21 protein-coding genes are annotated in these 22,574 nt (G+C 69.5%); 10 read left to right on the top strand and 11 right to left on the bottom strand.

The features are described 5' to 3' along the window. Positions 1-32 precede the first annotated feature (32 nt). The gene (gene rarD, locus ACYVKL_RS04020; RefSeq protein ID WP_379171467.1) at positions 33-896 is read right to left on the bottom strand and encodes an EamA family transporter RarD; all 864 of its coding nucleotides are present in this window, start codon (positions 894-896) and stop codon (positions 33-35) included. 361 nt (positions 897-1,257) lie between these two features. Between rarD and ACYVKL_RS04015 the strand changes: the two genes are divergently transcribed. Beyond that, the gene (locus ACYVKL_RS04015; RefSeq protein ID WP_379171039.1) at positions 1,258-3,729 is read left to right on the top strand and encodes an HAD-IC family P-type ATPase; all 2,472 of its coding nucleotides are present in this window, start codon (positions 1,258-1,260) and stop codon (positions 3,727-3,729) included. Between the two features lie 137 nt (positions 3,730-3,866). Continuing rightward, positions 3,867-4,694, top strand: coding sequence for a PhzF family phenazine biosynthesis protein (locus ACYVKL_RS04010; protein ID WP_379171041.1), 828 nt, complete (start codon positions 3,867-3,869; stop codon positions 4,692-4,694). A 47-nt stretch (positions 4,695-4,741) separates the two neighbouring features. On the opposite strand, the gene ACYVKL_RS04005 is transcribed toward ACYVKL_RS04010, so the two are convergent. Further along, entirely contained in the window at positions 4,742-5,653 is a 912-nt protein-coding gene (locus ACYVKL_RS04005; protein ID WP_379171043.1) for an ADP-ribosylglycohydrolase family protein, read from the bottom strand. Between the two features lie 217 nt (positions 5,654-5,870). Between ACYVKL_RS04005 and ACYVKL_RS04000 the strand changes: the two genes are divergently transcribed. Genes ACYVKL_RS04000 through ACYVKL_RS03990 form a run of 3 tightly spaced genes read left to right on the top strand, consistent with a single transcriptional unit; the run spans position 5,871 to position 7,420 of the window. Next, positions 5,871-6,656, top strand: coding sequence for an acyl-[acyl-carrier-protein] thioesterase (locus ACYVKL_RS04000; RefSeq protein WP_379171046.1), 786 nt, complete (start codon positions 5,871-5,873; stop codon positions 6,654-6,656). Beyond that, on the top strand, positions 6,656-7,177 hold the full coding sequence (locus ACYVKL_RS03995) for a pyridoxamine 5'-phosphate oxidase family protein (protein ID WP_379171048.1): 522 nt from the start codon (positions 6,656-6,658) through the stop codon (positions 7,175-7,177). Before ACYVKL_RS04000 ends, ACYVKL_RS03995 begins: the two co-directional genes overlap by 1 nt. A 27-nt stretch (positions 7,178-7,204) precedes the next feature. Then, a complete protein-coding gene (locus ACYVKL_RS03990; protein WP_379171051.1) occupies positions 7,205-7,420 on the top strand; it encodes a hypothetical protein in 216 nt (71 codons plus the stop codon). A 291-nt stretch (positions 7,421-7,711) separates the two neighbouring features. Here the strand turns inward: ACYVKL_RS03990 and ACYVKL_RS03985 are convergent, their stop codons facing one another. From ACYVKL_RS03985 to lspA, 4 genes are read right to left on the bottom strand one after another with little or no spacing between them, the layout of a single operon-like run. Beyond that, positions 7,712-8,398 carry a GAP family protein gene (locus ACYVKL_RS03985; protein ID WP_379171052.1) on the bottom strand — a complete coding sequence of 229 codons (687 nt, stop codon included), beginning with the start codon at positions 8,396-8,398 and terminating at the stop codon, positions 7,712-7,714. Between the two features lie 3 nt (positions 8,399-8,401). Beyond that, on the bottom strand, positions 8,402-9,088 hold the full coding sequence (locus ACYVKL_RS03980; RefSeq protein WP_379171054.1) for a hypothetical protein: 687 nt from the start codon (positions 9,086-9,088) through the stop codon (positions 8,402-8,404). Positions 9,089-9,100: 12 nt separating this feature from the next. Continuing rightward, on the bottom strand, positions 9,101-10,027 hold the full coding sequence (locus ACYVKL_RS03975; RefSeq protein WP_379171056.1) for an RluA family pseudouridine synthase: 927 nt from the start codon (positions 10,025-10,027) through the stop codon (positions 9,101-9,103). Continuing rightward, complete coding sequence (lspA, locus tag ACYVKL_RS03970) at positions 10,024-10,677, bottom strand: signal peptidase II (protein ID WP_379171059.1); 654 nt, start codon at positions 10,675-10,677, stop codon at positions 10,024-10,026. Before lspA ends, ACYVKL_RS03975 begins: the two co-directional genes overlap by 4 nt. Positions 10,678-10,839: 162 nt before the next feature. Here lspA and ACYVKL_RS03965 point away from each other — a divergent pair, with 162 nt between their 5' ends. After that, the gene (locus tag ACYVKL_RS03965; protein WP_357202299.1) at positions 10,840-11,844 is read left to right on the top strand and encodes a hypothetical protein; all 1,005 of its coding nucleotides are present in this window, start codon (positions 10,840-10,842) and stop codon (positions 11,842-11,844) included. Beyond that, positions 11,832-12,545, top strand: a complete 714-nt coding sequence (locus tag ACYVKL_RS03960) for a hypothetical protein (protein ID WP_379171061.1) — start codon at positions 11,832-11,834, stop codon at positions 12,543-12,545. The genes ACYVKL_RS03965 and ACYVKL_RS03960 overlap by 13 nt, the downstream gene beginning before the upstream one ends. Positions 12,546-12,616: 71 nt before the next feature. Here the strand turns inward: ACYVKL_RS03960 and ACYVKL_RS03955 are convergent, their stop codons facing one another. The 3 genes from ACYVKL_RS03955 to ACYVKL_RS03945 form a co-directional block, all read right to left on the bottom strand. Further along, positions 12,617-15,919, bottom strand: coding sequence for an arabinosyltransferase domain-containing protein (locus ACYVKL_RS03955; RefSeq protein ID WP_379171063.1), 3,303 nt, complete (start codon positions 15,917-15,919; stop codon positions 12,617-12,619). Positions 15,920-16,012: 93 nt separating this feature from the next. Beyond that, positions 16,013-16,513 carry a WKL family lipoprotein gene (locus ACYVKL_RS03950; RefSeq protein ID WP_357202291.1) on the bottom strand — a complete coding sequence of 167 codons (501 nt, stop codon included), beginning with the start codon at positions 16,511-16,513 and terminating at the stop codon, positions 16,013-16,015. A 181-nt stretch (positions 16,514-16,694) separates the two neighbouring features. Continuing rightward, positions 16,695-18,020 (bottom strand): DNA polymerase IV, encoded by a 1,326-nt coding sequence (locus ACYVKL_RS03945; RefSeq protein ID WP_379171469.1) that lies wholly within the window; start codon positions 18,018-18,020, stop codon positions 16,695-16,697. A 230-nt stretch (positions 18,021-18,250) separates the two neighbouring features. Here ACYVKL_RS03945 and ACYVKL_RS03940 point away from each other — a divergent pair, with 230 nt between their 5' ends. Next, entirely contained in the window at positions 18,251-19,129 is an 879-nt protein-coding gene (locus ACYVKL_RS03940; protein ID WP_379171066.1) for a UTP--glucose-1-phosphate uridylyltransferase, read from the top strand. Positions 19,130-19,320: 191 nt separating this feature from the next. Next, the gene (locus ACYVKL_RS03935) at positions 19,321-20,406 is read left to right on the top strand and encodes an alpha/beta hydrolase (RefSeq protein ID WP_379171471.1); all 1,086 of its coding nucleotides are present in this window, start codon (positions 19,321-19,323) and stop codon (positions 20,404-20,406) included. Positions 20,407-20,424: 18 nt separating this feature from the next. Here ACYVKL_RS03935 and ACYVKL_RS03930 read toward each other — a convergent pair whose 3' ends face one another. Then, the gene (locus ACYVKL_RS03930; RefSeq protein WP_379171068.1) at positions 20,425-20,871 is read right to left on the bottom strand and encodes a MarR family winged helix-turn-helix transcriptional regulator; all 447 of its coding nucleotides are present in this window, start codon (positions 20,869-20,871) and stop codon (positions 20,425-20,427) included. A gap of 55 nt (positions 20,872-20,926) precedes the next feature. Here ACYVKL_RS03930 and ACYVKL_RS03925 point away from each other — a divergent pair, with 55 nt between their 5' ends. Then, entirely contained in the window at positions 20,927-21,973 is a 1,047-nt protein-coding gene (locus ACYVKL_RS03925) for an ABC transporter permease (RefSeq protein ID WP_379171071.1), read from the top strand. Here ACYVKL_RS03925 and ACYVKL_RS03920 read toward each other — a convergent pair. Continuing rightward, positions 21,970-22,509: a TetR/AcrR family transcriptional regulator gene (locus tag ACYVKL_RS03920; protein ID WP_213560483.1), complete on the bottom strand. Its 540-nt coding sequence runs from the start codon at positions 22,507-22,509 to the stop codon at positions 21,970-21,972. The two genes, ACYVKL_RS03925 and ACYVKL_RS03920, sit on opposite strands and share 4 nt — an antisense overlap. Positions 22,510-22,574: the final 65 nt, after the last annotated feature.

Genomic DNA, 22,574 nt, shown 5'->3' with positions numbered 1-22,574 from the left:
CGCACATCGCATGAGGGGTGTGCGGTTCCGCGTCAGGCGGCGGTCTTCGCCGTGCGCCGGGCGCGGCGCAGCGCGTCGGCGGTGACAATGGCCAGCGCCAGCCAGATCAGCGCGAAGCCGGCCCAGCGGGAGGCGGGCATGGGTTCGTGGCCGACCACCACACCCCAGGTGAGCTGCAGCGCCGGCGTCAGGTACTGCAGGATTCCCATGGTGGACAACGGGACTCGCGGGGCCGCCAGCGCGAACAGCACCAGCGGGACCAGGGTGACCGGACCGGTCAGCATGAGCAGACCGGTGTGCGCGGCCGAGGAACCGAACGTCGCGTTGCCGGTCAGGGCGATCACCACGACCGCGATCAGCGCGAACGGCGCCGCCGCCAGCCCCTCCGCCGCCAGCCCGGGCAGCGCGTCCAGCCGGATCACCTTCTTGACCAGCCCGTAGGTGGCGAACGAGCAGGCCAGGATCAACGCGATCCACGGCGGCCGCCCGTAGTCGACGGTCAGCACGATCACCGCGGACGCGCCCAGCCCGAGCGCCACCCACTGCGGGGCGCGCAGCTTCTCGCGAAAGATGAGGACGCCGAACGCCACCGTCACCAGCGGATTGATGAAGTAGCCGAGCGCACATTCCACCACGTGATGGGAGATGACGCCGTAGACGTAGACGCCCCAGTTCAGGGAGATGGCGGCCGAGGCCACCGCGGCCAGCCGCCAGGTCCGCGCGTCGATCCGCCGCAACTCCCCCAGCCGCCCGGCGACCAGCAGCGCCAGCAGCGCGACGACCAGGGTCCACAGGATCCGTTCAACCAGCACCTCCCCCGCGTTCGCGAAGGACAGCAAACCGAAGAACGCGGGGAACAGGCCCCACAGGAAGTACGCGCCGGTCCCGAAGGCGATGCCGGTGTCCCGCTCGCCGCCGTGCCGCCCGAACCGGCCGCGCCACCCGGGTTCGGCCGTCGTAACGCCCGCGGCGACAGGGCGAGGAGCAGCGGAATCCGGATGCTGTTGTCCTTCGGCCACCCAATTACGTTAGCGTGCGCAACAAGTCCTTTTTCGCAGATGCCGCCGCACCGCACCCGACTGCCGCCACCTCACTCGATTGCCCCACCCGCCCGCGAGGCCGCCGCCCGATCTCACCCATCCCGCGCCCGTGTCCGATTTGCCGGTATTGCCGCTGACCTGGCGCGCACGGTTTCGTTCGACACTGCCGCACACAGCTACAGCCGGGTTAACGGCCCGGAGGGCTAGCCTGGTCGGCATGTCGATCACCGCGCAGGCAGCGAGTCCGCCCAGCCCACCCGTTCTGGGGCTCACCTCCGCCGAGGTGGCGCAGCGGCAGCGGGACGGGCTGACCAACGACGTGCCGGAGCGGGCCAGCCGGTCCGTCAAGGACATCGTCAAGGCCAACGTGTTCACCCGGATCAACGCGATCCTCGGCGTGCTGTTCATCCTGGTGCTTGCCACCGGATCGATCATCGACGGCATGTTCGGCTTGCTGATCATCGCCAACAGCGCGGTCGGCATCATCCAGGAGATCCGGGCCAAGAACACCCTCGACAAGCTGGCCATCGTCGGACAGGCCAAACCGATGGTGCGCCGCGACGGGCAGGCCACCGCCGTCACGCCGCAGGAGATCGTGCTCGACGACATCATCGAGCTCGGCCCCGGCGACCAGATCGTCGTCGACGGCGAGGTGATCGAGTCCGAACTGCTGGAAGTGGACGAGTCGCTGCTCACCGGTGAGGCCGACCCGATCGACAAAACCCTTGCCGCGCCCATCATGTCGGGCAGCTTCGTGGTGTCCGGCAGCGGCGCCTACCGGGCCACCAAGGTCGGCAAGGACGCCTACGCCGCCAAACTCGCCGACGAGGCCAGCAAGTTCACCCTGGTCAAGTCCGAACTGCGCAGCGGCATCGACACCATCCTGAAAGTCATTACCTACCTGCTGATTCCGGCGGGCCTGCTGTCCATCTACAACCAGCTGGTCTCCTCCAAGGAATCCTGGCGGCCCGCCGTCAACGGCATGGTGGCCGCGCTGGTGCCGATGGTGCCCGAGGGCCTGGTGCTGATGACCTCTATCGCCTTCGCGGTCGGTGTGGTCCGGCTCGGCGCGCGCAAGTGCCTGGTGCAGGAGCTGCCCGCCATCGAGGGCCTGGCCCGGGTGGACGTGGTGTGCGCCGACAAGACCGGCACGCTCACCGAGAACGGCATGCGGCTGGCCGAGATTCGCGCGGTCGACGGCAGCGGTGCGGCGGCGTCCGGTGACGGCAAGGCCTCCGAGGGCAACCAGGAGCTGCGCGACGTGCTGGCCGCCCTCGCCGCCGACGACCCGCGCCCCAACGCCAGCGTCCTCGCCATCAAGGAAGCCCTGCCCGATGCCCCGGGCTGGCAGTCCACCGGACTCGCGCCGTTCTCCTCCGCCAAGAAATGGAGCGGCATGTCCTACGGCGAGCACGGCAACTGGCTGATGGGCGCCCCCGACGTGCTGCTGGATCCCGATACCGAGATCGCCGCCACCGCGCAGGAGATCGGGGCCAAGGGGCTGCGCGTGCTGCTGCTGGCCCGCAGCGACCGGCCGGTGGACGCGCCGGACGCGCCCGGCCAGGTCACCCCGGCCGCGCTGGTGGTGCTGGAGCAGAAGGTGCGCCCCGACGCCAAGGGGACCCTCGAATACTTCGCCTCCCAGCATGTTTCGACCAAGGTCATCTCCGGCGACAACGCGGTGTCGGTGGGCGCGGTCGCGTCCTCACTGGGACTTTCCGGCGGCGCAGATCCGGTCGACGCCCGCGACCTGCCTACCGACCAGAACGAACTCGCGGACGTGCTCGACCACAAGACCGTGTTCGGCCGGGTCCGCCCGGATCAGAAGCGCGCCATGGTCGGCGCGCTCCAGTCCCGCGGCCACACCGTCGCCATGACCGGCGACGGCGTCAACGACGTGCTCGCCCTCAAGGACGCCGACATCGGCGTCGCCATGGGCTCGGGCAGCCCCGCCACCCGCTCGGTGGCGCAGATCGTGCTGCTGGACAACAAGTTCGCGACGCTGCCCTACGTGGTGGCCGAGGGCCGCCGGGTGATCGGCAATATCGAGCGGGTCTCGAACCTGTTCCTCACCAAGACCGTCTATTCGGTGGTGCTCGCATTCCTGGTCGGCATCGCGGGCATCGGGTCGCAGATCTTCCACTACAAGGCGATCGGCTACCCGTTCCTGCCCCGCCACGTGACGATCGCCGCCTGGTTCACCATCGGCATCCCCGCCTTCATCCTGTCGCTGGCGCCCAACAACGAGCGCGCCCGCACCGGATTCGTCGGGCGCGTCATGCGTTTGGCCATCCCCTCGGGCGTGGTGATCGGCGTGATGACGTTCATCTCCTACCTGATCGCCTACAAGGGTCCCGACGCCGGCGACACCGCGAAGGTGCAGGCGGGCACCACGGCGCTGATCACCCTGCTGATCGTCGCGGTGTGGGTGCTGGCCATCGTGGCGCGGCCGTGGAACTGGTGGAAGATCCTGCTGGTCGCGGGTTCCGTTGCGGGATACCTGATCCTGTTCTCGGTCCCGTTCACCCGGCACTTCTTCAAACTCGACCCGTCCAATGTCGCGTTGACGACCTCCGCGGTCGTCTGCGGCGCGATCGGTGTGGTGCTGGTCGAGGTGGCGTGGTGGTTCAGCGCCAAGTATCTCGGCGAGTCGCCGCACACGCCGGTGATCGACGACGAAAACGACTGAATCGCACGGCATTCCGGAGCGGCGGTGCACCTCACGGTGTGCCGCCGCTCCGGCATTTCCAAACTGGTCGTATGGTTTGGCTCGCCGGGTGGTCGGCCGTCCTGGGCAGTAATCGAATTCGCAGGTACCTTGGCGCCATGGAGGTCTTGCTGCATCAGCTCGACGCATTCGCCGACGCACCGTTCACGGGCAACCCCGCGGCCGTGATGCCGCTGTTGTCCTGGCTGCCCGACGACCTGCTGCAGCGGCTGGCCGAGGAGAACAACCTCGCCGAGACCGCCTTCTACACCTCCGCGTTGCCGGCGGAAGCGGGTGTGCCGCCGGACAACTCGCCCGCCTTCCACCTGCGCTGGTTCACCCCCACCACCGAGGTCGACCTGTGCGGGCACGCCACCATGGCCACCGCCGCCCAGATCCTCGACGACATGCACCCCGGCGCGGACCGCGTCCACTTCTACACCCGCAGCGGATGGCTGCGCGTCGACCGCGACCGTGACGACCTGGTGCTGGACCTGCCCTCGGTGTCGTCGGTGGAAATCGATGCGCACGAGGAACTTCCGCAGCTGCTCGCCAAGGCGCTCGGGGTGCGCCCGCTGCGCGCCTTCGACGGCACCGACGTGGTGCTCGTCGTCACCGCCGAACACGAAGTGCGCGAATCACGCCCGAACTTCGCCGCCTTCCCCGAACTGAAGCGCGCCGCCATCCTCACCGCCGCCGGCACCGAGGTCGACTTCGTGTCCCGCGTGTTCGCCCCCGGACAGGGCATTCCGGAGGACCCGGTCACCGGGTCCGCGCACGCGCAGCTCACCCCGCTGTGGAGCCGCGAACTCGGCCGCACCAGCCTCACCGCCCGCCAGCTCTCGCGCCGCGGCGGCTCCCTGCGCTGCACCCTCACCGGCGACCGGGTCCGGCTCACCGGCCGCTGCCGCCGCTACCTCGACGGCGTGGTCCGGCTGCCGGACTGAGAACCGCTGCCCGGCTGATGAATTCAGTCCGGACAACGAGCCCACCGTCAGCGCGCGACGATCTGCCGCGTAAGACTGTCCAGATCGGCGGCACCGTAGCCCGGGTAGCCGTGCAGCAGCTCCCGCCACTCGACCGGAACCGCCGACGCACCCCAGCGCGCACCCAGCAGGCCACCCGCGATGGCCGCCGTGGTGTCGGTGTCGCCGCCCGCGCGGACCGCCAGCTCCAGTGCGGCCGGGAGGGTTTCGGCGTGGGTGATCGCCCACCACGCGGTCTGCAGGGCGTGCACCACCCAGCCGTTCTTGGCGAAGTCCGCCGGGACGCCGCTTTCGGCCTTGTCCAGCAACGGTTCCCAGAAACCGGTGTCCACCTGCGACAGCGCCTCACGCAAGCCGTCGTAGGTGCCGAACAGGACGGCGTGGCGGATGGCGAGGGTCCAGAGTTTGCACGCCTGCATGGCCTGCATGTCGTAGTGGGTCAGCGAGCTCACCAGTTTGGCTGCCTTGCCGCACTTCTCGGCATCGTCGAGATAGGCGAGGGCGACCGGGGCGGTCCGCATCAGCGACCCGTTCCCCGCCTTGAGCCCGGGCAGATCGTGCGCCCGCAACTGCATCGCGCGACCGGTCCGATCACGGTGCTCGAGCACCTGACGCGTCTGATTGCCGATGTCCACCGGCTTGGCGTCCCACCACGCCACGAACTCGGCGGCGACCGCGTCCAGCCCCTCCGGACTGCACAGATCCCCCACCCGGGCGGCAGCGCGCGCCACCGCGACCGCCATCGAGGTGTCGTCGGTCCACTCCCCCGGCGCCCACTGGAACGCCCCGCCGCCCTTCATCCGGATCTCCACGTCCGGACCCGGATGGGTGAACTCATAGCCGGCGCCCAGCGCGTCGCCCGCCGCCGTCCCCAGCAGCACCCCTGCGGCCCGGTCGGCCTGCTCCGGCGTCAATTCCATCTGCGCTCGCCTCTCCCACTCCGATGCGTCCACCTCGACCACCCGGGTCGAACTACCACGACGTTACTCACTCCGAGGCCGCTCCGACCCGCGCATCCGCCGTCTTTACGGGTTCTGGACTACCCTCGGAAACACTCCGTCGCCGTGTCGCCGCCGCCGTTCGTTCCGTGCACGCCCGCCCCGCCACTCGGATGGAAATCCGGAGGTGCTGCCGATCATGAACCAGTCAGCAGACCAGAACGCCGTGCATCCGCTGTCCGCGCCGCTGGCCCCTGTCCCGAGCTCCGGGCACATCTTCGACGTCACTCGCCGCCTCAGCACCGTCGACATGGACGAGAACCGCTACCTGCGCATCGACGGCATCGCCCGGCACCTGCAGGACGCCGGGGTGGACCACCTCGCGCACACCGGCGCGCTCGAATCCCACCCGCACTGGATCGTGCGCCGCACCGTCATCGACGTGCTGCACCCGATCACCTGGCCCACCCGGCTCCGCATCCGCCGCTGGTGCTCGGGCGTCTCGCCGCGCTGGTGCACCATGCGCGTCCGCATCGACGCCGAGGGCGACGGCGGCCTCGTCGAGACCGAAGGCTTCTGGATCCACATGAACAAGCAGACGATGAGCCCCTCGCGGCTGGCCGACGAATTCTTCGAACTCATGAGCACCACCACCGACGATCACCGCCTGCACTGGCGGCAATGGCTCGACGCACCCCTGCCCCCGACCGACGGCACCCCATACCCGCTGCGCCGCACCGACACCGACCACTTCCGGCACATCACCAACACCGCCTACTGGCACGCCGTCCACGAATTCACGGCCGACGCAACCGAACTCACCCGGGGGCCGCATCGGTTCGTGCTCGAACACAACAAACCCATCCGCTTCGGCGAGGTCCTCGACGTCCACGCCGACCGGACCGACGGCGCCCTCACCCTGTGGTTCGCCGTCGATCACGACACGCGCGCCATCGCCCAGCTCCGGCGTCTCGAGGAGGACTGATGCTCCCGCAACCCGTCTCCGCCCAGGACCTCGACATCTACGGCCGGGCCGACCTCCCCTGGGAGCGAGTCCTCGAAGCCCTCGATGTGGCCATCGGCCTCCCCGAGACGGCCGAATTCCTCGGCACGGTAAGCCCTTCCGGCACGCCGAGCTCCGCCGGAATCGGCTGCGTCGAGGCCGACGGCCACATCTACTTCACCAGTGGCCCCGCCACCAGGAAGTCGCGAAACCTCGCCTCGAACCCGAACTGCACGCTGTCCCTCCGCCTCCCCGGAGTCGACCTGGTCCTCTCCGGGGAAGCCCACCGAGTGACGGACGCGGCCGAACTCGACCGCGTCACGGCCGTCTACCGCGCGGGCGGCTGGCCCGCGGAACGATCGGGCGACGATGTCACCGCGCCCTACAGCGCCCAGAGCGCGGGCCCCGCGCCATGGCACCTATACCGTTTCACCGTTCACACGGCGGTCGGGGTGGCGCTGACGGACCCGCATGGGGCCACTCGCTGGCAATTCACGCACTGAGGGCTGGAGTTGTCACACGCGCCTCAGATGCACCAGAAGACACTTCCCAGATCGAAGCACCACGCAGCCGATCCGAACGACCCGTCGACCTGGGTCGCGGCGGACGCCGGCGGCGCCGCAGCGGTGGAATCGGCGGTGGCCGCGGGCGCGGCCAGCACGAGCAAGGGCGCCGCAAATACCGTCGCCGCTATGGTTTTGGTGAATTTTCTAGACATTTTGCTTCCTTACCACGAGCTTTTGTGATGTCCGCGTACTTCCAGGCTGCGTCGCCGAGTTACCGGACTTGACCGCGATTGCGTCGCACACCGAATCGGTGTTGCGACACCCGATTCGCTCCTTGGTGAAGTAGTAATCCTTGTGAAGCACATGAAGCGTCCCGATCGGAACGCGCAGGGGGCCGGCCGAGAGCTACCGCATCGACCTGACCGGACAAGACGCCATGTGGAACGACGCCAGGCAACAGCTTACTCCCGGCTACCGGCAAATTCGGTCGGAGCGAGCACATTCAGTTGATGAAGATTCCGCATATACGACCTAGAGCCGAGCGTGGTGCACAACCGCATCGGCAACCAGCGCCGCACCGGCAACCAGCAGCAGCACCCGAACCGACAAGGGCCCGAACCGTTTCAACCCCCGCACCAGTCCCCGATAGAACCGCCGAGACCGACCTGTCTTCAAGGTCGAGGTGAACAGCACCAGCACCGGCGGCAGCAACGCGATCAAGCAGTAGGCGACGATGATCAACGGCCAGACCGAGGGCCGGGGATCGCGAGCCGAGATCATGGTCAGCGCAGCCAGATAGGGAACGGCGGTCGGAGCCTGTCCCAGGCCGATCGCCACGCCGACGAACCCCAGCAGCAAGGGCCGCCGCCGCGCCTCGAGCGCCCACTGCGGAACCGCCGCCGCGCCATCGCCCTTCGATCCGCGCAGGCTGCCGAGCACCAGCAGGACGATCCCCGCGAGCAACTCGGCCCAGTACCGCATCGCCGGGGTGATGTCGATGCTGACGAGGTCGGTGAGGAAGTGCAGGCCCAGCACGAAGGTCAGGCCGAAAACCGTTGTGACGGCGAAGACTCCGGCCAGGAAGCTGAGCGCGCCGGGCACCGGCGAACGGCGGCTCAGGCGGCTGTCGTAGACGACCGCCGTCGTGACGCCCACCAGCAGCACGTCCAACGAGTCGAGGAACGCGAATCCGGTGAGGGCCAGCAGGAACAGCAGCATCGGTCAGCCGGCGGGGACGGGGCCGTCGTCGGGGCCCGGGACCGCGGCCGCACGCTGCTCGGGTAGGAGCGGCGAGACGGCGAAGACGGCGGCGGAGGCGTCGGCGGGCAGCGCCTCGACAGCGCGGATTCCCGGCTGGGCGGCCAAGGTTCGCAACCGGGCCGGAGGGCCGTAGAGGACGACGCCCACGACGCACGCGCAGCCGGCGCGGAGGCGGGTGGCGACGAGGTTCTTGACCTGGGTGGAGCGGGCGTCGAAGGTGTCTGTCGACTCCATCTGGGCGGCAGCGGATTTCACCGAGGCCACCGCCGCGGCCTCGCCCGCCGGGACGCCGATCGCGATGATCGGTGTCGCGACCCGGTCCACCGCGACGTGGTAGTCGATCTCCGAGATGCGCAGGCCGCCGGAGAATTCGGGGATGCGCGCGGCCGTGACGCCGTCGGTGAACGACAGCAACGCCCAGCGGCCCGCGGAGTCGGTGCCCGCCAAGGACTGCTGGGCGCGGGCCAGGTAATCGGCCACCGGCTCACCGCTTTCCGGTCCCAGCCGGTCGGTGGCGATGATCGCCGCCCGGGGCGGGATCGCCCAGCCCAGCACGACGAGCAGCGCGACGAGCAGCACCGCCGCCGTGACGAACCCGGCACGGCGCGGCGTCGAACCTGCCACGCCGCGCGGCCGCGGTGCATCCACTCGGAGCTCCGATCAGTGCTGGCGCAGGACGTCGAGCGCGTGTTCCAGGTCGGCGGGGTATTCGCTGGTGATCTCGACCCAGCGCCCGTCGGCGGGGTGGTTGAACCCCAGCTGGCGGGCGTGCAGCCACTGGCGTTCCAGGCCCAGGCGTTCGGCCAGGCGCGGGTCCGCGCCGTAGGTGAGGTCACCGCAGCAGGGGTGGCGGACCGCCGAGAAATGCACGCGAATCTGGTGCGTACGACCGGTTTCCAGATGGATGTCGAGCAGGCTCGCCGCCTGGAAGGCTTCGACGGTGTCGTAGTGGGTGACCGACGGGCGGCCGTCGGCGGTGACCGCGAACTTCCAGTCGTTGCCGCGGGCGCGGCCGATCGGCGCGTCGATGGTGCCGCTGCTCGGGTCCGGATGTCCCTGCACCAGAGCGTGATAGCGCTTCTCGACGGTGCGGTATTTGAAGGCGCGCTTGAGCTGGGTGTACGCGTGCTCGGACTGGGCGACCACCATCACGCCGGACGTGCCGACGTCCAGTCGGTGCACGATGCCCTGCCGCTCGTGCGCCCCCGACGTGGAGATGCGGTAGCCCATGGCCGCCAGGCCGCCGACCACCGTGGGGCCGGTCCAGCCGACGCCCGTGTGGGCCGCCACGCCGACGGGCTTGTCCACGGCGACGATGTCGTCGTCGGCGTAGAGGATCTTCATGCCGTCCACGGGAGTCGCCTCGACCGTGAGTTCGCGCTTGGGCTCGGGGAACTCGACCTCCAGCCAGGCGCCAGCGCTGAGCCGGTCCGACTTGCCGGCCGCCACACCGTCCAGCTGCACCGAGCCGTCCTCGGTCATGGCCGCCACCGCGGTCCGCGACAGCCCCAGCAGCCGCGACAGCCCGGCATCGACACGCATGCCGTCCAGGCCGTCCGGCACCGGCATACTGCGAGTTTCCCTCACGCCGTCTTCCCCTCCACGTTGGATGCCGCCGGCTGCCGGTGCATGCGGGTGCCGTCGGGCTCGTAACCGAACACCGTCAACGCCACCAGCAGGATCGCGCCGCACACGATCGCCGAATCGGCCACATTGAATACGGGCCACCAGCCGACCGCCACGAAATCCACCACATGGCCCTGCAGCGGGCCCGGCGCGCGGAACAGGCGATCGATGAGATTGCCCAGCGCGCCACCCAGCACCAAGCCGAGGCCGATCGCCCACGGCAGCGACCGCAGCGTGCGGCCGATCCGGACGACACCGATCACCACCGCGGCCGCGATCAACGTCAGCAGCCAGGTCATGCCGGTGGCCATGGAGAACGCGGCGCCCGGGTTGCGGACCAGCGACAGCCGCGCCCAGTCACCGATCAGATAGATCGGCTTGCCGGGGGTCATGGTGGAGACCACGATGGTCTTGGTCAGCAGATCCAGACCGAGTACCACGGCGGCGAGCACGAGCAGGTTGCGCAGGCGCAGGGGCTGAGTCGCCGCGGGTGCGGCGTCCGATTCCGTCGGCTCGGCGGGGGAAGTCCGGTCGTCGGTCGACGGGGTGTTCTCCCCTGTCGACTTGTCTGGTTCCTCAGCGCCGGATTCGCGCGGCCGGTCGGTACTCACCCTGACATCATTCCTCATGCCTGCTCGGCGACTCTGAACGGTCCGGGCCCGGCGGCTCCGAACCGCCGCCCGGGCGAACCCGAAGCTCGGTCCGCGGGCACCGAAACGGCGGCGGCACAGGATCCCAGCTGTTTTTCAGGAACGCGTCGTAACCTGTTCGACGTGACGGTGTTGTCTTCCTCCCCCAGCTCGGCGAACGCCACCGCATGCTGTTCCGGCACACCGCGACCGCCGCGGCGCGGGGGCGCGCGCACCACCCGTTCCGGGGTCCTGATGCTGGTCCTGGCCATGACCCTGACCGCCTTCGGCGTCGGGTGCAGCGACGGGTCCGAAACCATCACCGAGTCCGACGGCACCGAACCGGTCGGCGTCAACAAAGAAGTCACCATGCCCATCGAGGCGGTCACCACCACCGTGATCAGCCCGGGCGCCGAACCCCGCTCCCCGCTGCGCCGCACCCTCGAACCGGGCATCAGCCAGCAGGTCACGCTGACCACCGATCACCACATCGAACAGCAGATCAATCAGCAGCCGCAGCGCGACATCTCCCCGCCCTCGATCACCATTCCGCTGACCGCGCGCTCCGGCGCCGACGGTGTCGAACTGACCGTCGGCAACGTCACCTCCCCCGATCCGGCGATGGCCAAGGCGCTCGCGCCCGCCGACGGATCCCGGGTCGGGATCGACGTCAGCGACGTGGGTGCGATCACCGCGCTGAAGCTGTCCCCCAAGCCCTCCACCTCCGACGCCGCGCGCGCCGCCCTGGAGCAGTCGTTCTATCAGGCCGTGTACCAGTCGATCGCGTTCCCGGCCGAAGCCGTCGGCGTGGGCGCGGTGTGGACGGTGCGGCAACCGGTTTCCGGGAGCGTCCCGCTCGAGCAGGTCACCACCTGCACCCTCACCGCCCGCGACGGCAATGACCTCACCATCGAACTGAACGTGGTGCAGACCCCGAAGTCCACGGTCTGGCATCTGCCCAACGAGGCCGGACAGCTCGAGATCGTCGACTACCTCATGCACGGCACCGGCACCATCGCCGTGGATCTGGACCTGCCGCTGCCGGTTTCGGGCACGGTGGAAGTGGGCGGCAACCAGACCTACCGCGACCCGCGCAGCGCGGTGACCCTGCGTCAGAGCCTGCGCACGGAGGTGCAGTGGGGAGCCTGACCAGGCTGGCGCTGCTGGCGGGCGTGCTCGCGCTGACCGCCACCGCCTGCGGGAACAGTAAGGACTCCGGGGGCCCGCTGCCCAGTCTGGGCCCGGCCGTGCAGCCGTCGCAGTCGCCCGGGGACGCACCGGTTCTCGACCAGTACACGCTGCGCTCGGACCTGCTGGATCTGACGGCGCTGCCCGCGGGCTTCACCGCCCTCGACGATCCGCCGCCCGGCAACGCCGGCGGGGCGGGCGCCAAGACCGATCCCGCGGAGTGCGCGAAGGTGCTGGCGGCCATCGCCGTTCAGGCCCCCGGCGCGGCGGCCCAGGCGGCGGCCCAGTTCGGCGGGATGAACTTCGCCAGTGTCGACATCGACGCGGCGTCCTACGCGAACGGCGGCGCGGTGCGGGCGTTCACCACCGTCCAGTCACTGCTGACCGGGTGCACGAAGTACTCGGGCACCGACGCCGACAACACCAAGGTCGAATTCCGGCTGGGCGGATTGAATCAGCCGCAGGCCGGGGACGCGTCGACCGCCTTCCAGGTGCGGACCACCAGCGACGGGATCACCCTCTACACCGATGTGAGCATCACGCTGGTCGGATCCACGGTCGTGCAGATCGCCCACTCCGATGCCAAGGAACCCGATCCGCAGCAGCTCAGCGCCATGACCGCGGCCCAGGTGCGCAAACTGCGGGGAGCCGCGGGTCCGTAATCGCGGGCTGAACCTCCACGAACGACTCCGCCCCCGCTTCCTGATGGAAGCGGGGGCGGCTCGTCAGCAGGCTACTGCCAGCCGGTCACATTGATCGGTCCCGGATTCCAGCGCCCGGAATGCGTCTCCACCGTCACCGACGGCTTCGCGGTCTGCGCGGACGAGTCGATCCGCTCGTACCGCTGCAGCTCACCCCAGTCCCGGCGCGGGTCGTTGTCCAGGAAGGTGGCGATGGTGACCGGGCGCAGCAGCATCGAACTCCAGCCCAGCGCGCCGCCACCGTCGTGGCTCTGCCACAGCGTGGTCATGGCCGCGCCGCCGCGGTCGGGCAGGATGCGGTACTCGGGCACCTCGGCGATGCCGTCGAGGTGATCGAAGGGCCGCTGGCACGGGAACTGCAGGCCCACTTCCCAATCCAGCAGCACCGGCTTGGTGCGGCCGACGTAGTCCTCGAGCGAGACCGTGTGCGGGATGCGCGGCGGGGTGAGCGCCACCCACTGCTTGGGATCGCTGTCACGATCGGTGGCGACGATGCGAATCGCGATGGCGTCGGCCGGAATATCGCTCAGCGGCGTCCGCAGATTGCGCCAGGTCGGGGCGGGGCCGATATCGATCGGCGTGACCCGGCCCTGCGCCTCGGGCACACCGTCGGCGCCGGGCACACCGTATTCCACCTCGACCGACTGGCCGGGCGTCACGATGCCGTCCTTGTCGACCGAGCGAATGCGGCCCGCGGCGGCGATCGAGATGATGCCGGCGCGGTCCTTGGCGGCGGGCAGCGCGTACCAGCCGGTGGTCAGCGTCGAAACCGCCTCGGAGCTGTTGTAGCTGCCCAGCACCGGAGTGCTGGAGTCCAGGCCGAAAGGCAGTGGCGCGGTGGTGGTTCCGTCGGCCGTGCCGCTGCTGCGACCGCTGACCGCGCTGGCGACGCTGCCGCCGGTGTCGAGGTCGTCGTCGGGGCGCAGATCGGTGGCCACGCCGTGCGGCGAGAAGCCGGTCGCGTCGGCGGCGAAGGCGCTGTGCGCGTCGCCGGTCAGCGGCACCAGCATGCCCTCGTTCGGATGCTCCTCGACCCGCACGTCGCGGGCCAGCCCGCACGGCTTGCCCAGCACCGCATCGACATTCGAGCGGGCCAGCGAGTACGCCGGGTACTGCGCGACCGCGCCCTTGGCCAGCATCGCGACCTCGAACACCACCATGAAGGCGGCGGCCACGGTCAGCGGCGGGATGGCGATGAAACGCCAGCCCAGCTTCGAGATCCGGTGCGGGCCGGGCTGTTCGGGCGCGCGCACGTGGAACCAGCCGGCCAGCGCCAGCAGCGCCAGCGCGACGCCCAGGAAGAGCTTGGAGACCAGGAACCCGGCCAGCACCACCGGCTTGTCGTTCCAGGAGATCGACCAGTTCGACACGTACCACCAGCCGTTGATGCTGGCGAACGCCGCCGCGAGCGCGAAGGCGATCACCGCGGCGAACAGCGCGCGGTTGCGCGGCGAGCGCATCACCCGCGGGCCCACGGCGACCGCGGTGAGAACCGCTACGACACCGGCCAATCCGGCGTAGATGCCGTTGTGGTGGGTCCACTTGGTGGGGGTCAGCATCATCAGCAGGATGACGCCGACGCCGGTGCCCAGCACCCGGCGCACCGGGCCCGAGGCGGTGAACGGGATCCGGCCGCCCTTGCGCAGCACCACCGCCGTGCATACCAGCAGGCCGATCCAGAAGGCGAACATGCCGAAGCGCCGCGCCAGCGAACCGTCGATGGTGGGCATGAAAAGGTACTGGTAGCGAATGTATTCGGCGTCCCAGTGCACGTCCGGGCCGACCGCGGTGTGCACCCGGCTCATCTCCGACATCGACGCCAGCGGCTGATCGCAGAACATGATCGCCAGCACCACGGCGCCGGCGGCGACCACCGGGGCCGCCAGGGTCAGGTAGGCACCGGCGCGGGCGCGCAGGATCGTCAGCGTGCTCGCACCGGGCGCGGTCGGCTTGCCCAAATCCGTTGCGCGCCTGTTGAGGATCCGCCAGATCGGCCGGATCCCCGCCAGCAGCGGCGCGAAGCAGATGATGCCGGACGGGCCGACGGTACAGGTGAACGCGCCGATGGTGACGGCGATACCGAACGGCAGCAGCCGACCGGTCGCAATGGCCCGTTCCACCGACACCCAGGTCAGCAGTACACCCAGCGCCACCAGCGGTTCCGGGCGCAGGCCGTTGTTGTAGGGCAGCCAGACCGCCAGGAAACCCAGTCCGCCGGTCCACACCGCGATGCGGTCGCGGCGCACGCGCGCGCCCAGGCGGGGAATCACCTCACGGCTGAGGACCAGCCAGATCAGCGCGCCCGCCAGCAGCGCGGGCAGCCGCATCCACACACTCGCGGGACTGATCTGCGCCATGTGTCCGATGAGGTCGTAATACGGTGTGCCGACCGGTGTTTCGGGGACACCGAAGTAGCCGAAGTAGTTGGCCATGTAGCCGGCGTGAATGCTGACCCGGCCCATACCGAACTGGTAGCCGTCATCGGAGGTGGTCGCGCCGATGAAGTGCCACAGCACCAGCGTGCCCAGCACCACCGCGTCGACGGGCTGGAAGGTCCACCAGTGCTTCGGCAGGAAGCGGCGGCTGCGGCGGCCGTCGAGGCGGTCCAGCCCGAACAGGGCGGCCAGCGCGACGACGGTGCCGATGACGGCGGTCCAGATGGCGATCCGCTTGAGCGGGCTCGGCGTGGAGCTGAAGCGGCTGTCGACCTCCGCGGTGACCTTCACGCCGTCGGAGACGGTCAGGTCGCTGAAGATGCCGACCAGCTGCGGCCGGTAGTCGCCGTCGAGGGTGACCGGGGCGACCGTGCTGCCGCTCAGCGTCGCCGTGGAGGAGGTGAAGCCGGAGTGGACGGTGAGCACGCAGCCCGCGCCGAGCTGGTCGACGGGCACGCTCAGCAGCGTCTTGTGGTGCAGGACCGCTTCCAGCTTGCCGGGGGTGGTCACGCCGTCGGCGGTGGTGGTGGCCGCGGTGACCTTGGCCACGAAGCCGTACTTCTCGAGATCCGGCGCACCGTCGGGACCGGTGGCGGCGAGGGTGCCGCCCTTGGCGCCGAGCTGGGTCACGGCCGCGCAGGGAATGGTGGCGTCGAAGCTCTGCGGCGCGTAGCTGATCAGCGGGGCTTCGATGCTCTGCGTCGAATTGCCTTGCGGCCAGGTCAGAGTGGTGTGGTCCACCCGCACCGGCAGGAACGGCACCGCGAGGGCCGCGAGCACGGCGATCAGGCCGGCGATCAGAGCGAGCGGTCGCGCCCAGCCCCCTCGAAGCCGTCTCTCGGGTTCGGCACCAGCACTCCCGGCGGCATCTTGCCCCGCCTTCTCCAACACGTCCGTCACGACCGCAGATCCTAAGCGGTCCTCATCATCGTCCGCCAAGAAGACGGACGAACCCGGCATTCGACGAGCGAATGCCGGGTCGGTCGTCGGAGACTAGCCGCAGGCCGGGGAGGTCTGGTTGGCCAGCGACAGCGCGTTGCAGACCCAGTCCTTCTGGACCTTCCACTTGCCGTCCTCGGCCACGAACGGCACGACCGCCTGCTGCGGCTGGCCGCCGTTGACGGCGAACTGCGCGTCGGCGGTGATGGTGCCGTTGCCCAGGTCGGTCACGTTGGTGACGGTGATGGTGGCGTTGTTCTGCCGGTAGGCCTCGGTCAGGCGGCTGGGCAGGCTCGGGTCCGCGTTCGCGCCCTGCATCATGTCGAGCTTCTGGGCATCGGGGATGTTCGGGTCCAGCGCCTTCTGCAGCTCGGCGTTCAGGTCGGCGGCCGACGGGGCCGGCGGATAGTTGCCCTGCGCACCGGTGACCTTCGAGGTGGTCGCCTTGGTGGGCTTGGTCTCCTTCTTGTCACCGCTGCCACACGCCGACAGCCCGAGTACCGTCACGACAGCCAGTGCGGCAACCGCGATGCGTCCAGTCTTCTGAAGCTTCAACTGCTCGTCCTTTGCGTTCGAGTAGGTCCGTTCGACAACAACGTGACAGCTACGCGCGCCTGGCGGCGCTGCCCGACTGGCGACACTACCAACGCGACGTCGCGGAATCCGCCTTCGCAGCCGATGGCGCGGCATATTCAGGCCGAATCCACATAATTCACGCATTCGGGCCTTAACCGGATCAGCGCAGGCTGCCCAGTGGATCAGCCCTGGTCAGAGCCGGATCCTCGGCGGGGAAGGTGCGCGTGGGACCCGGCCCGGTGGAACGGGTTTCGAAGCGCACGGTCACCACGCCGTGCCCCGCGCCCTGCACCCAGCCGTGCCCGAATTCCGGGTGTTCGACATCCAGACCCGGATACCAGGTCCCGAGCGCGAAGGACCGAGTTGCGGGCGGTACCAGCGGATCCGGGCCGCCGGGCGCGGCGAGCGTGGGCTCCTCGGCGACCGGGCGGCCGGCGTCCACGGTCTGATCCAGCTCCGGGAACAGCGACTCCTGCCGGATCTCGGACAATCCGGCGAAACCCACCCCCACCAAGCGAATCGGGCCGATCTCGGCCGGATCCAGTGCCGAGCGCTGGGCCGCCGCGGTGAGCGTGACCAGATCCTCGGTGGCATAAGGCAAGGTGGACGAACGTGTCACGATGCTCATATCGGTCTTCTTGAGTTTCAGCACCACCGTGCGCGCCGCCCGCCCGTCCGCGCTGAGCCGCCGGTGCGCCGACACCGCCATGGCATCGATGGCGGGGCGCAGCTGCGCGAGGGTGAGAAGGTCGGTCTCATAAGTGGTTTCGGCGCTGATCTGCTTGGCCTCGGCGCGCTCGGACACCGGCCGGTCGTCGATGCCGCGCGCCAGCCGATGCAGCGTCACCCCGATATTGCCGCCCAGGATCGAGGCCGCCTCGGATTCGGGCAGCGCCGCCAGCGCCCCCACCGTCTCGATTCCCAATGAGCGCAAGCGGCTCTCGGCCACCGGCCCGATCCCCCACAGTTTCCGCACCGGCAGCGCCGCGAGGAAGCCGTCCTGTTCGGCGGCCGGAATCACCCGCACCCCATCGGGTTTGGCCAGGCCGGACGCGATCTTGGCGAGCTGCTTGCCGCTGCCCGCCCCGACCGAGGCCACCAGCCCGGTGCGCTCGCGCACCGCCGAGCGCAGCTCCTCGCAGAACGCGGCCACCCGCTGCGGCGTCGCCCCCACCAACTCCGCCGGTTCACCGAACGCCTCGTCGAACGACAGCGTCTCCAATACCGGGATCCGGGACCGCAGCGCCTCGAAGACCTGTCCGCTGAGCTCCCCGTACACCACCCCGCGCGGCGGCACCACCACCGCCGATCCGCCGACCAGCCGTCGCGCCTGATGCATGGGCATGGCCGAGCGCGCCCCGAACACCCGCGCCTCGTAGCTGGCTCCCGCCACCACGCCACGGCCGCCCATGCCGCCCACCAGCACCGGCCGGCCGCGCAGGGTCGGACGGGTCAGCTGTTCGACCGAGGCGAAGAAGGCGTCCATATCTATGTGCAGCACCCAGCGCCGCTGCCCCCGAACTCCGGCCGAGCTGAGTGGTTGCCGTGAATCCGCCGCCACGCCCGCCGACCTGCCACCGCGCGTCGCCGCCCCTGGACAATCGGCCTCACCAGGCACGATGGCCGAGTTCGCGGGGCCGGCGGGGGTGGTCACAGAGGGAAATCTACAAGCGGCTACCGACAGGTAGGGCCAGGAACGTGTGTGAGAATTCGTGCATGACGATTCGCAAGGCCGTGATTCCCGCTGCGGGTATCGGCTCGCGCCTGCTGCCGTTGACCAAGGCGATCCCGAAGGAAATGCTCCCGGTGGGTGACAAGCCGGTCATCGAACACACCGTTCGCGAACTCGTGGCCTCCGGCATCACCGACATCACCATCGTGGTCAGCGGTGGAAAGTCGTTGATCCAGGACCATTTCCGCCCCAACCCGGCGCTGGTCGCGCAGCTGCGCGCCGACGGCAAGACCGCCTACGCCGACGCCGTGGAGGAGGTCGGCGAGCTCAGCCGCGCGGGCCACATCACCTACCTGGACCAGCACGGCCCCTACGGCAACGGCACCCCGGTGCTGAACGCCGCCCGCCACCTGGGCGACGAGCCCATGCTGGTGCTGTGGCCCGACGACGTGTTCGTCGCCGAGGTGCCGCGCGCCCAGCAGCTGGTCGACGCCTACGCCAAGACCGGCGCACCGGTCTTGGCGCTGATGCCGATGGACCCGGCCGAATCCTCGCGCTACGGCGTGCCGGTGGTCGAGGAGACCGAGGGCGACGGCCTGATGCGGATCAGCGGCCTCAAGGAGAAGCCCAAGCAGGCCGACGCGCCGTCGGCGTTCGCGGCGATCGGCGGCTACGTGGTCACCCCGGGCATCATCGCCGAACTGCGCCGCCAGGTCGACCTCTGGTACACCCACCGCACCGGCGAGGTGTACCTGACCGATGCCATCAATATCTTCGCCGCCGAGAACCCGGTGTACGGCCAGGTGATTCGGGGCCGCTGGTACGACACCGGCAACCCGGCCGACTACCTGACCGCGCAGTTCGCCTCGGCGCTGGCGCATCCGGAGTACGGTCCGCTGCTGCGCCAGCTGGTCGCGGAGTAGCACCGACACCCGCCCGGCCACAGCCGATCCACACAGCCCGGCACACAAGTGCCGTGCGCCACAAGCACGCCAACCCCGATATTGTCGAAACCTGAAACATTGGGGCTTGATTCGACGATCATGCGCATGGGTCGGGACACCCTGTGGATCGAAGGTCGGTTTTGCTAGGCGGATTGGGCACTCGGGCAGCATTGCTCGCGGCGGCAAGTTGTTCTCTTGTCACTACGGTCACCACGGTCGTGCCCCCGGGCCCGGCCTTCGGCGCTCCCCCCGATCCGATCACCGCCACCGCGACCCTGGCCGGCACAACGGTTTCCGACGACGGCTCGGCCATCACCGGCTTCGAGGTGCACGACGGCCGCAATCTCACCCTGCACGTGCACTCGGCCGCGATGGACACCGATATCGCGGTGGAGGTGCAGCGGCCCGCCGATCCGTCGGCGCCGCGGCCGGTGCTGTACCTGCTCAACGGCGCGGGCGGCGGCCAGGACACGGCCACCTGGAAGCGCAATACCGATGCCACCCAGTTCTTCATGGACAAGAACGTCAACGTGGTGATGCCGATCGGCGGCGCGTTCACCTACTACACCGACTGGCGCAACGCCGATCCCAAACTGGGGCAACCCATGTGGAAGACCTTCCTCACCGAGGAGCTGCCGCCACTGGTCGACGCGGCGCTCGATACCGATGGGACCCATGCCATCGCGGGCATGTCCATGTCGGGGACCTCGGTGCTGCAGCTGGCGATCGCCGCGCCGGGCCTGTACCGGGCGGTGGCCGCCTACAGCGGGTGCGCGCAGATCAGCGATCCGGTCGGGCAGAAGTTCGCGAACCTGGTGATCAGCATCGGCGGCGGCAATCCGGTGAACATGTACGGGCCGCTGGACGATCCGGAGTGGGCCGCCAACGACCCCTACGTGCACGCCGAGGCGCTGCGCGGCATGGAGATCTACGTCTCCAATGGCAGCGGCCTGCCCGGCAAGCACGACAATGTCGCCGACACCCGCAGCCTGGGCCCCGCCGACGGCGGTCTGCCGCAACAGATTCTGGTGGGCGGCATCCTGGAGGCGGCCAGCGACTGGTGCGCCCGCAATCTCAAGGCGCGGCTGCGCGAGATGAGCATTCCCGCGACCTTCGACATCACCCAGGCGGGCACCCACTCGTGGGGGTACTGGCAGGACGCGCTGCGCTCGTCGTGGCCGGTGCTGGCCAAGGGCATGGGACTGCCCGACGCCGACTGGGCGCCCGAGACCCAGCGGTCGTCCGAATCCAACTGAGCCGGGCCGGGTTCGGGGCTAGCCCGCGTCGGCGGCGTTGTAGCGCACCAGATATCCCGCCAGCCGCTCCACGTCCGCGTCGTCCCAGTCCTGGAAACGCTCGGTGAAGGCCGCGGCGCGGCTGCGGGCGGCCGCGCGGGCGACCCGCTTGCCCTCCGTGGTGGCGTGCAGCACCAGGTTGCGGCGATTGGCCCGGTCGACCTCGCGCTCGAGGTAGCCGTCGCGTTCCAGCGCGGCCACCTGGCGGCTGACCGTGGACTTGTCGAGGTGGAAGTGCCCGGCCAGGTCCGCGGCCAGGCAGCCGTTCCGCTCGATCACCAGGTCGAGAATGCTGGACGCCACCAGCGACAGTTCCGGGTGCAGTTCACTCGCGCGGCCGCGGGCGCGGCGGGCGAAGGCGGTGAGCTCGCGCTGTATGACTTCGATCGCATCGGCGCGCCCGGGGAATGCGGGTTCACTGTTCATAGTTGTAGACTACAACCTCGATTGGTTGTATTTACCAACTATTGGAGAAGAACCCATGGCCACCCATCAGATCCGGCATGTCGCCCTGCACCTGCTCACCCCGCTGCTCATGTGCCTCGGCATGGGACTGGCGTACCTGGGCGCGTTCCACCAGCCCGAGCCCAACCATCTGGCGGTGGCCGTGGTCGGCGACAGCCCGCAGGTCAAGGTGCTGGCGCAGTCACTGAAGGACAAGGGCGGCAACGCCCTCGACGTGATCACCGTGCCCACCCGCGACGACGCCGTGGACAAGCTGCGGCACCGTGATCTGGCCGGCGCCTACGTACCCGATCAGGTCAAGCCCGAACTGCTGGTCGCCAGGGCCGGATCCGACACCACGGCCATGGCCGCCGAGGCCGTCTTCGGCCAGGTCGCCGGACTGCAGAACACGCCGCTCACCGTCACCGACGTCACCACCCCCAGCTCCGGCGACCCCACCGCGCAGGGCATCTTCTTCCTGCTGGTCGCGCTGAGCATCGGCTCCTACGGCAGCGTGGCCGCCATCAGCGCGGCGGGCGCGGGCCTGCCCATGCGGGTGCGGGCCGCCATCGGCCTGGTCACCTCGCTGCTGGTGAGCCTGATCGGCCTGGCGCTGGCCGGCCCGGTCTTCCACATCGTCGACCACGACCTGGGCGCGATCTGGGGCATGTCGTGGCTGTACTCGGCGGGCATCCTGACCATCGGCATCGGCCTGCACACCTTCCTGAAGCGCTGGACCACCCTGGCCATGATGGTGCTGTTCGTGATGCTGAACTTCACCAGCTCCGGCGGCGTCTACAGCCCGTGGCTGCAGAACGACTTCTTCGGCACCCTGCACCGCTTCTGGAACGGCGCGGGCTTCGTGGAGGGCGCGCGCAGCCTGCTCTACTTCGACGGCATCGGACTGGGCAGCCGGATGGCGAGCCTGGTGCTGTGGCTGGCCGCGGGCGTGGTGCTGATGGTCGCGGCGGGCCTGGTCGAGAAGCGCCACGCCGCGGCGCAACTCGCGCCGAAGCACGCCGCCCCCGCGCCCGCCGCGAGCGAGGCGGCCGAGGAGGAGATGGAAGAGGCGGTCGGGGTCTAGCGAATACCCCACTGCGACAAGGCGGTCCGGATGCCCACCCGGACCGTCTCCGCGTCTCCGACGCCCCCGCTGATGGTCACGCCGTCGCGGGTGAGCAGCAGCGCGCGGGCGGCGTCGTCGACCTCCGGGTGGCCGGCGGCGCGCAGACGGTCGGCCATCAGGTCTCGGAACCAGGCGCGGTACTCGTCGACCACCTTGCGCACGGCGTGATCGGAGTTCGGAAACTCCACGGCCGCATTGAGAAACGGGCAGCCCCGGAAGCCCGGGCCGCGGCTGAGCTCACCGAGCCGTTCGAAGATGCCGACGATGGAGTCGGTGCCCGAGCCGGGGATGGCCTCGAGCAGTTCGCGCTGGCGGCCGTATTCGCGCACCAGGTAGGCCACCACCAGATCTTCCTTGGTCTTGAAGTGCCGATAGAAGGTGGCCTTCGCGATCCCGGCCTCGGCGATGATGCGGTCGATGCCGACCGTGTGAATCCCCTCGGCGTAGAACAGCCGGGTGGCGGTGTCCAGCAGGCGCTCGCGGGCTTCGCTCATTGGCTGACCTGCACTCCCTCTCCCTGATCGGGTCTTCGTATTGACGATAGCAGACAGATCTGTCT

It is taken from the genome of Nocardia tengchongensis, assembly GCF_054781395.1.
The sequence above is the reverse complement of the archived record's forward strand: the minus strand, read 5'-3'. Positions and strand labels throughout refer to the sequence as shown.

Bases quoted from the DNA above. Each gene is read 5' to 3' on its own strand.
- ACYVKL_RS03985 (WP_379171052.1), bottom strand. From the start codon at position 8,398: ATGCTGCTGTTCCTGCTGGCCCTCACCGGATTCGCGTTCCTCGACTCG.
- ACYVKL_RS03945 (WP_379171469.1), bottom strand. From the start codon at position 18,020: ATGGACGCCTTCTTCGCCTCGGTCGAACAGCTGACCCGTCCGACCCTG.
- ACYVKL_RS04000 (WP_379171046.1), top strand. From the start codon at position 5,871: ATGAACCAGTCAGCAGACCAGAACGCCGTGCATCCGCTGTCCGCGCCG.
- ACYVKL_RS03920 (WP_213560483.1), bottom strand. From the start codon at position 22,509: ATGAGCGAAGCCCGCGAGCGCCTGCTGGACACCGCCACCCGGCTGTTC.
- ACYVKL_RS04015 (WP_379171039.1), top strand. From the start codon at position 1,258: ATGTCGATCACCGCGCAGGCAGCGAGTCCGCCCAGCCCACCCGTTCTG.
- ACYVKL_RS03940 (WP_379171066.1), top strand. From the start codon at position 18,251: ATGACGATTCGCAAGGCCGTGATTCCCGCTGCGGGTATCGGCTCGCGC.
- ACYVKL_RS03990 (WP_379171051.1), top strand. From the start codon at position 7,205: ATGCACCAGAAGACACTTCCCAGATCGAAGCACCACGCAGCCGATCCG.
- ACYVKL_RS03930 (WP_379171068.1), bottom strand. From the start codon at position 20,871: ATGAACAGTGAACCCGCATTCCCCGGGCGCGCCGATGCGATCGAAGTC.
- ACYVKL_RS03995 (WP_379171048.1), top strand. From the start codon at position 6,656: ATGCTCCCGCAACCCGTCTCCGCCCAGGACCTCGACATCTACGGCCGG.
- ACYVKL_RS03925 (WP_379171071.1), top strand. From the start codon at position 20,927: ATGGCCACCCATCAGATCCGGCATGTCGCCCTGCACCTGCTCACCCCG.
- ACYVKL_RS04005 (WP_379171043.1), bottom strand. From the start codon at position 5,653: ATGGAATTGACGCCGGAGCAGGCCGACCGGGCCGCAGGGGTGCTGCTG.
- ACYVKL_RS04010 (WP_379171041.1), top strand. From the start codon at position 3,867: ATGGAGGTCTTGCTGCATCAGCTCGACGCATTCGCCGACGCACCGTTC.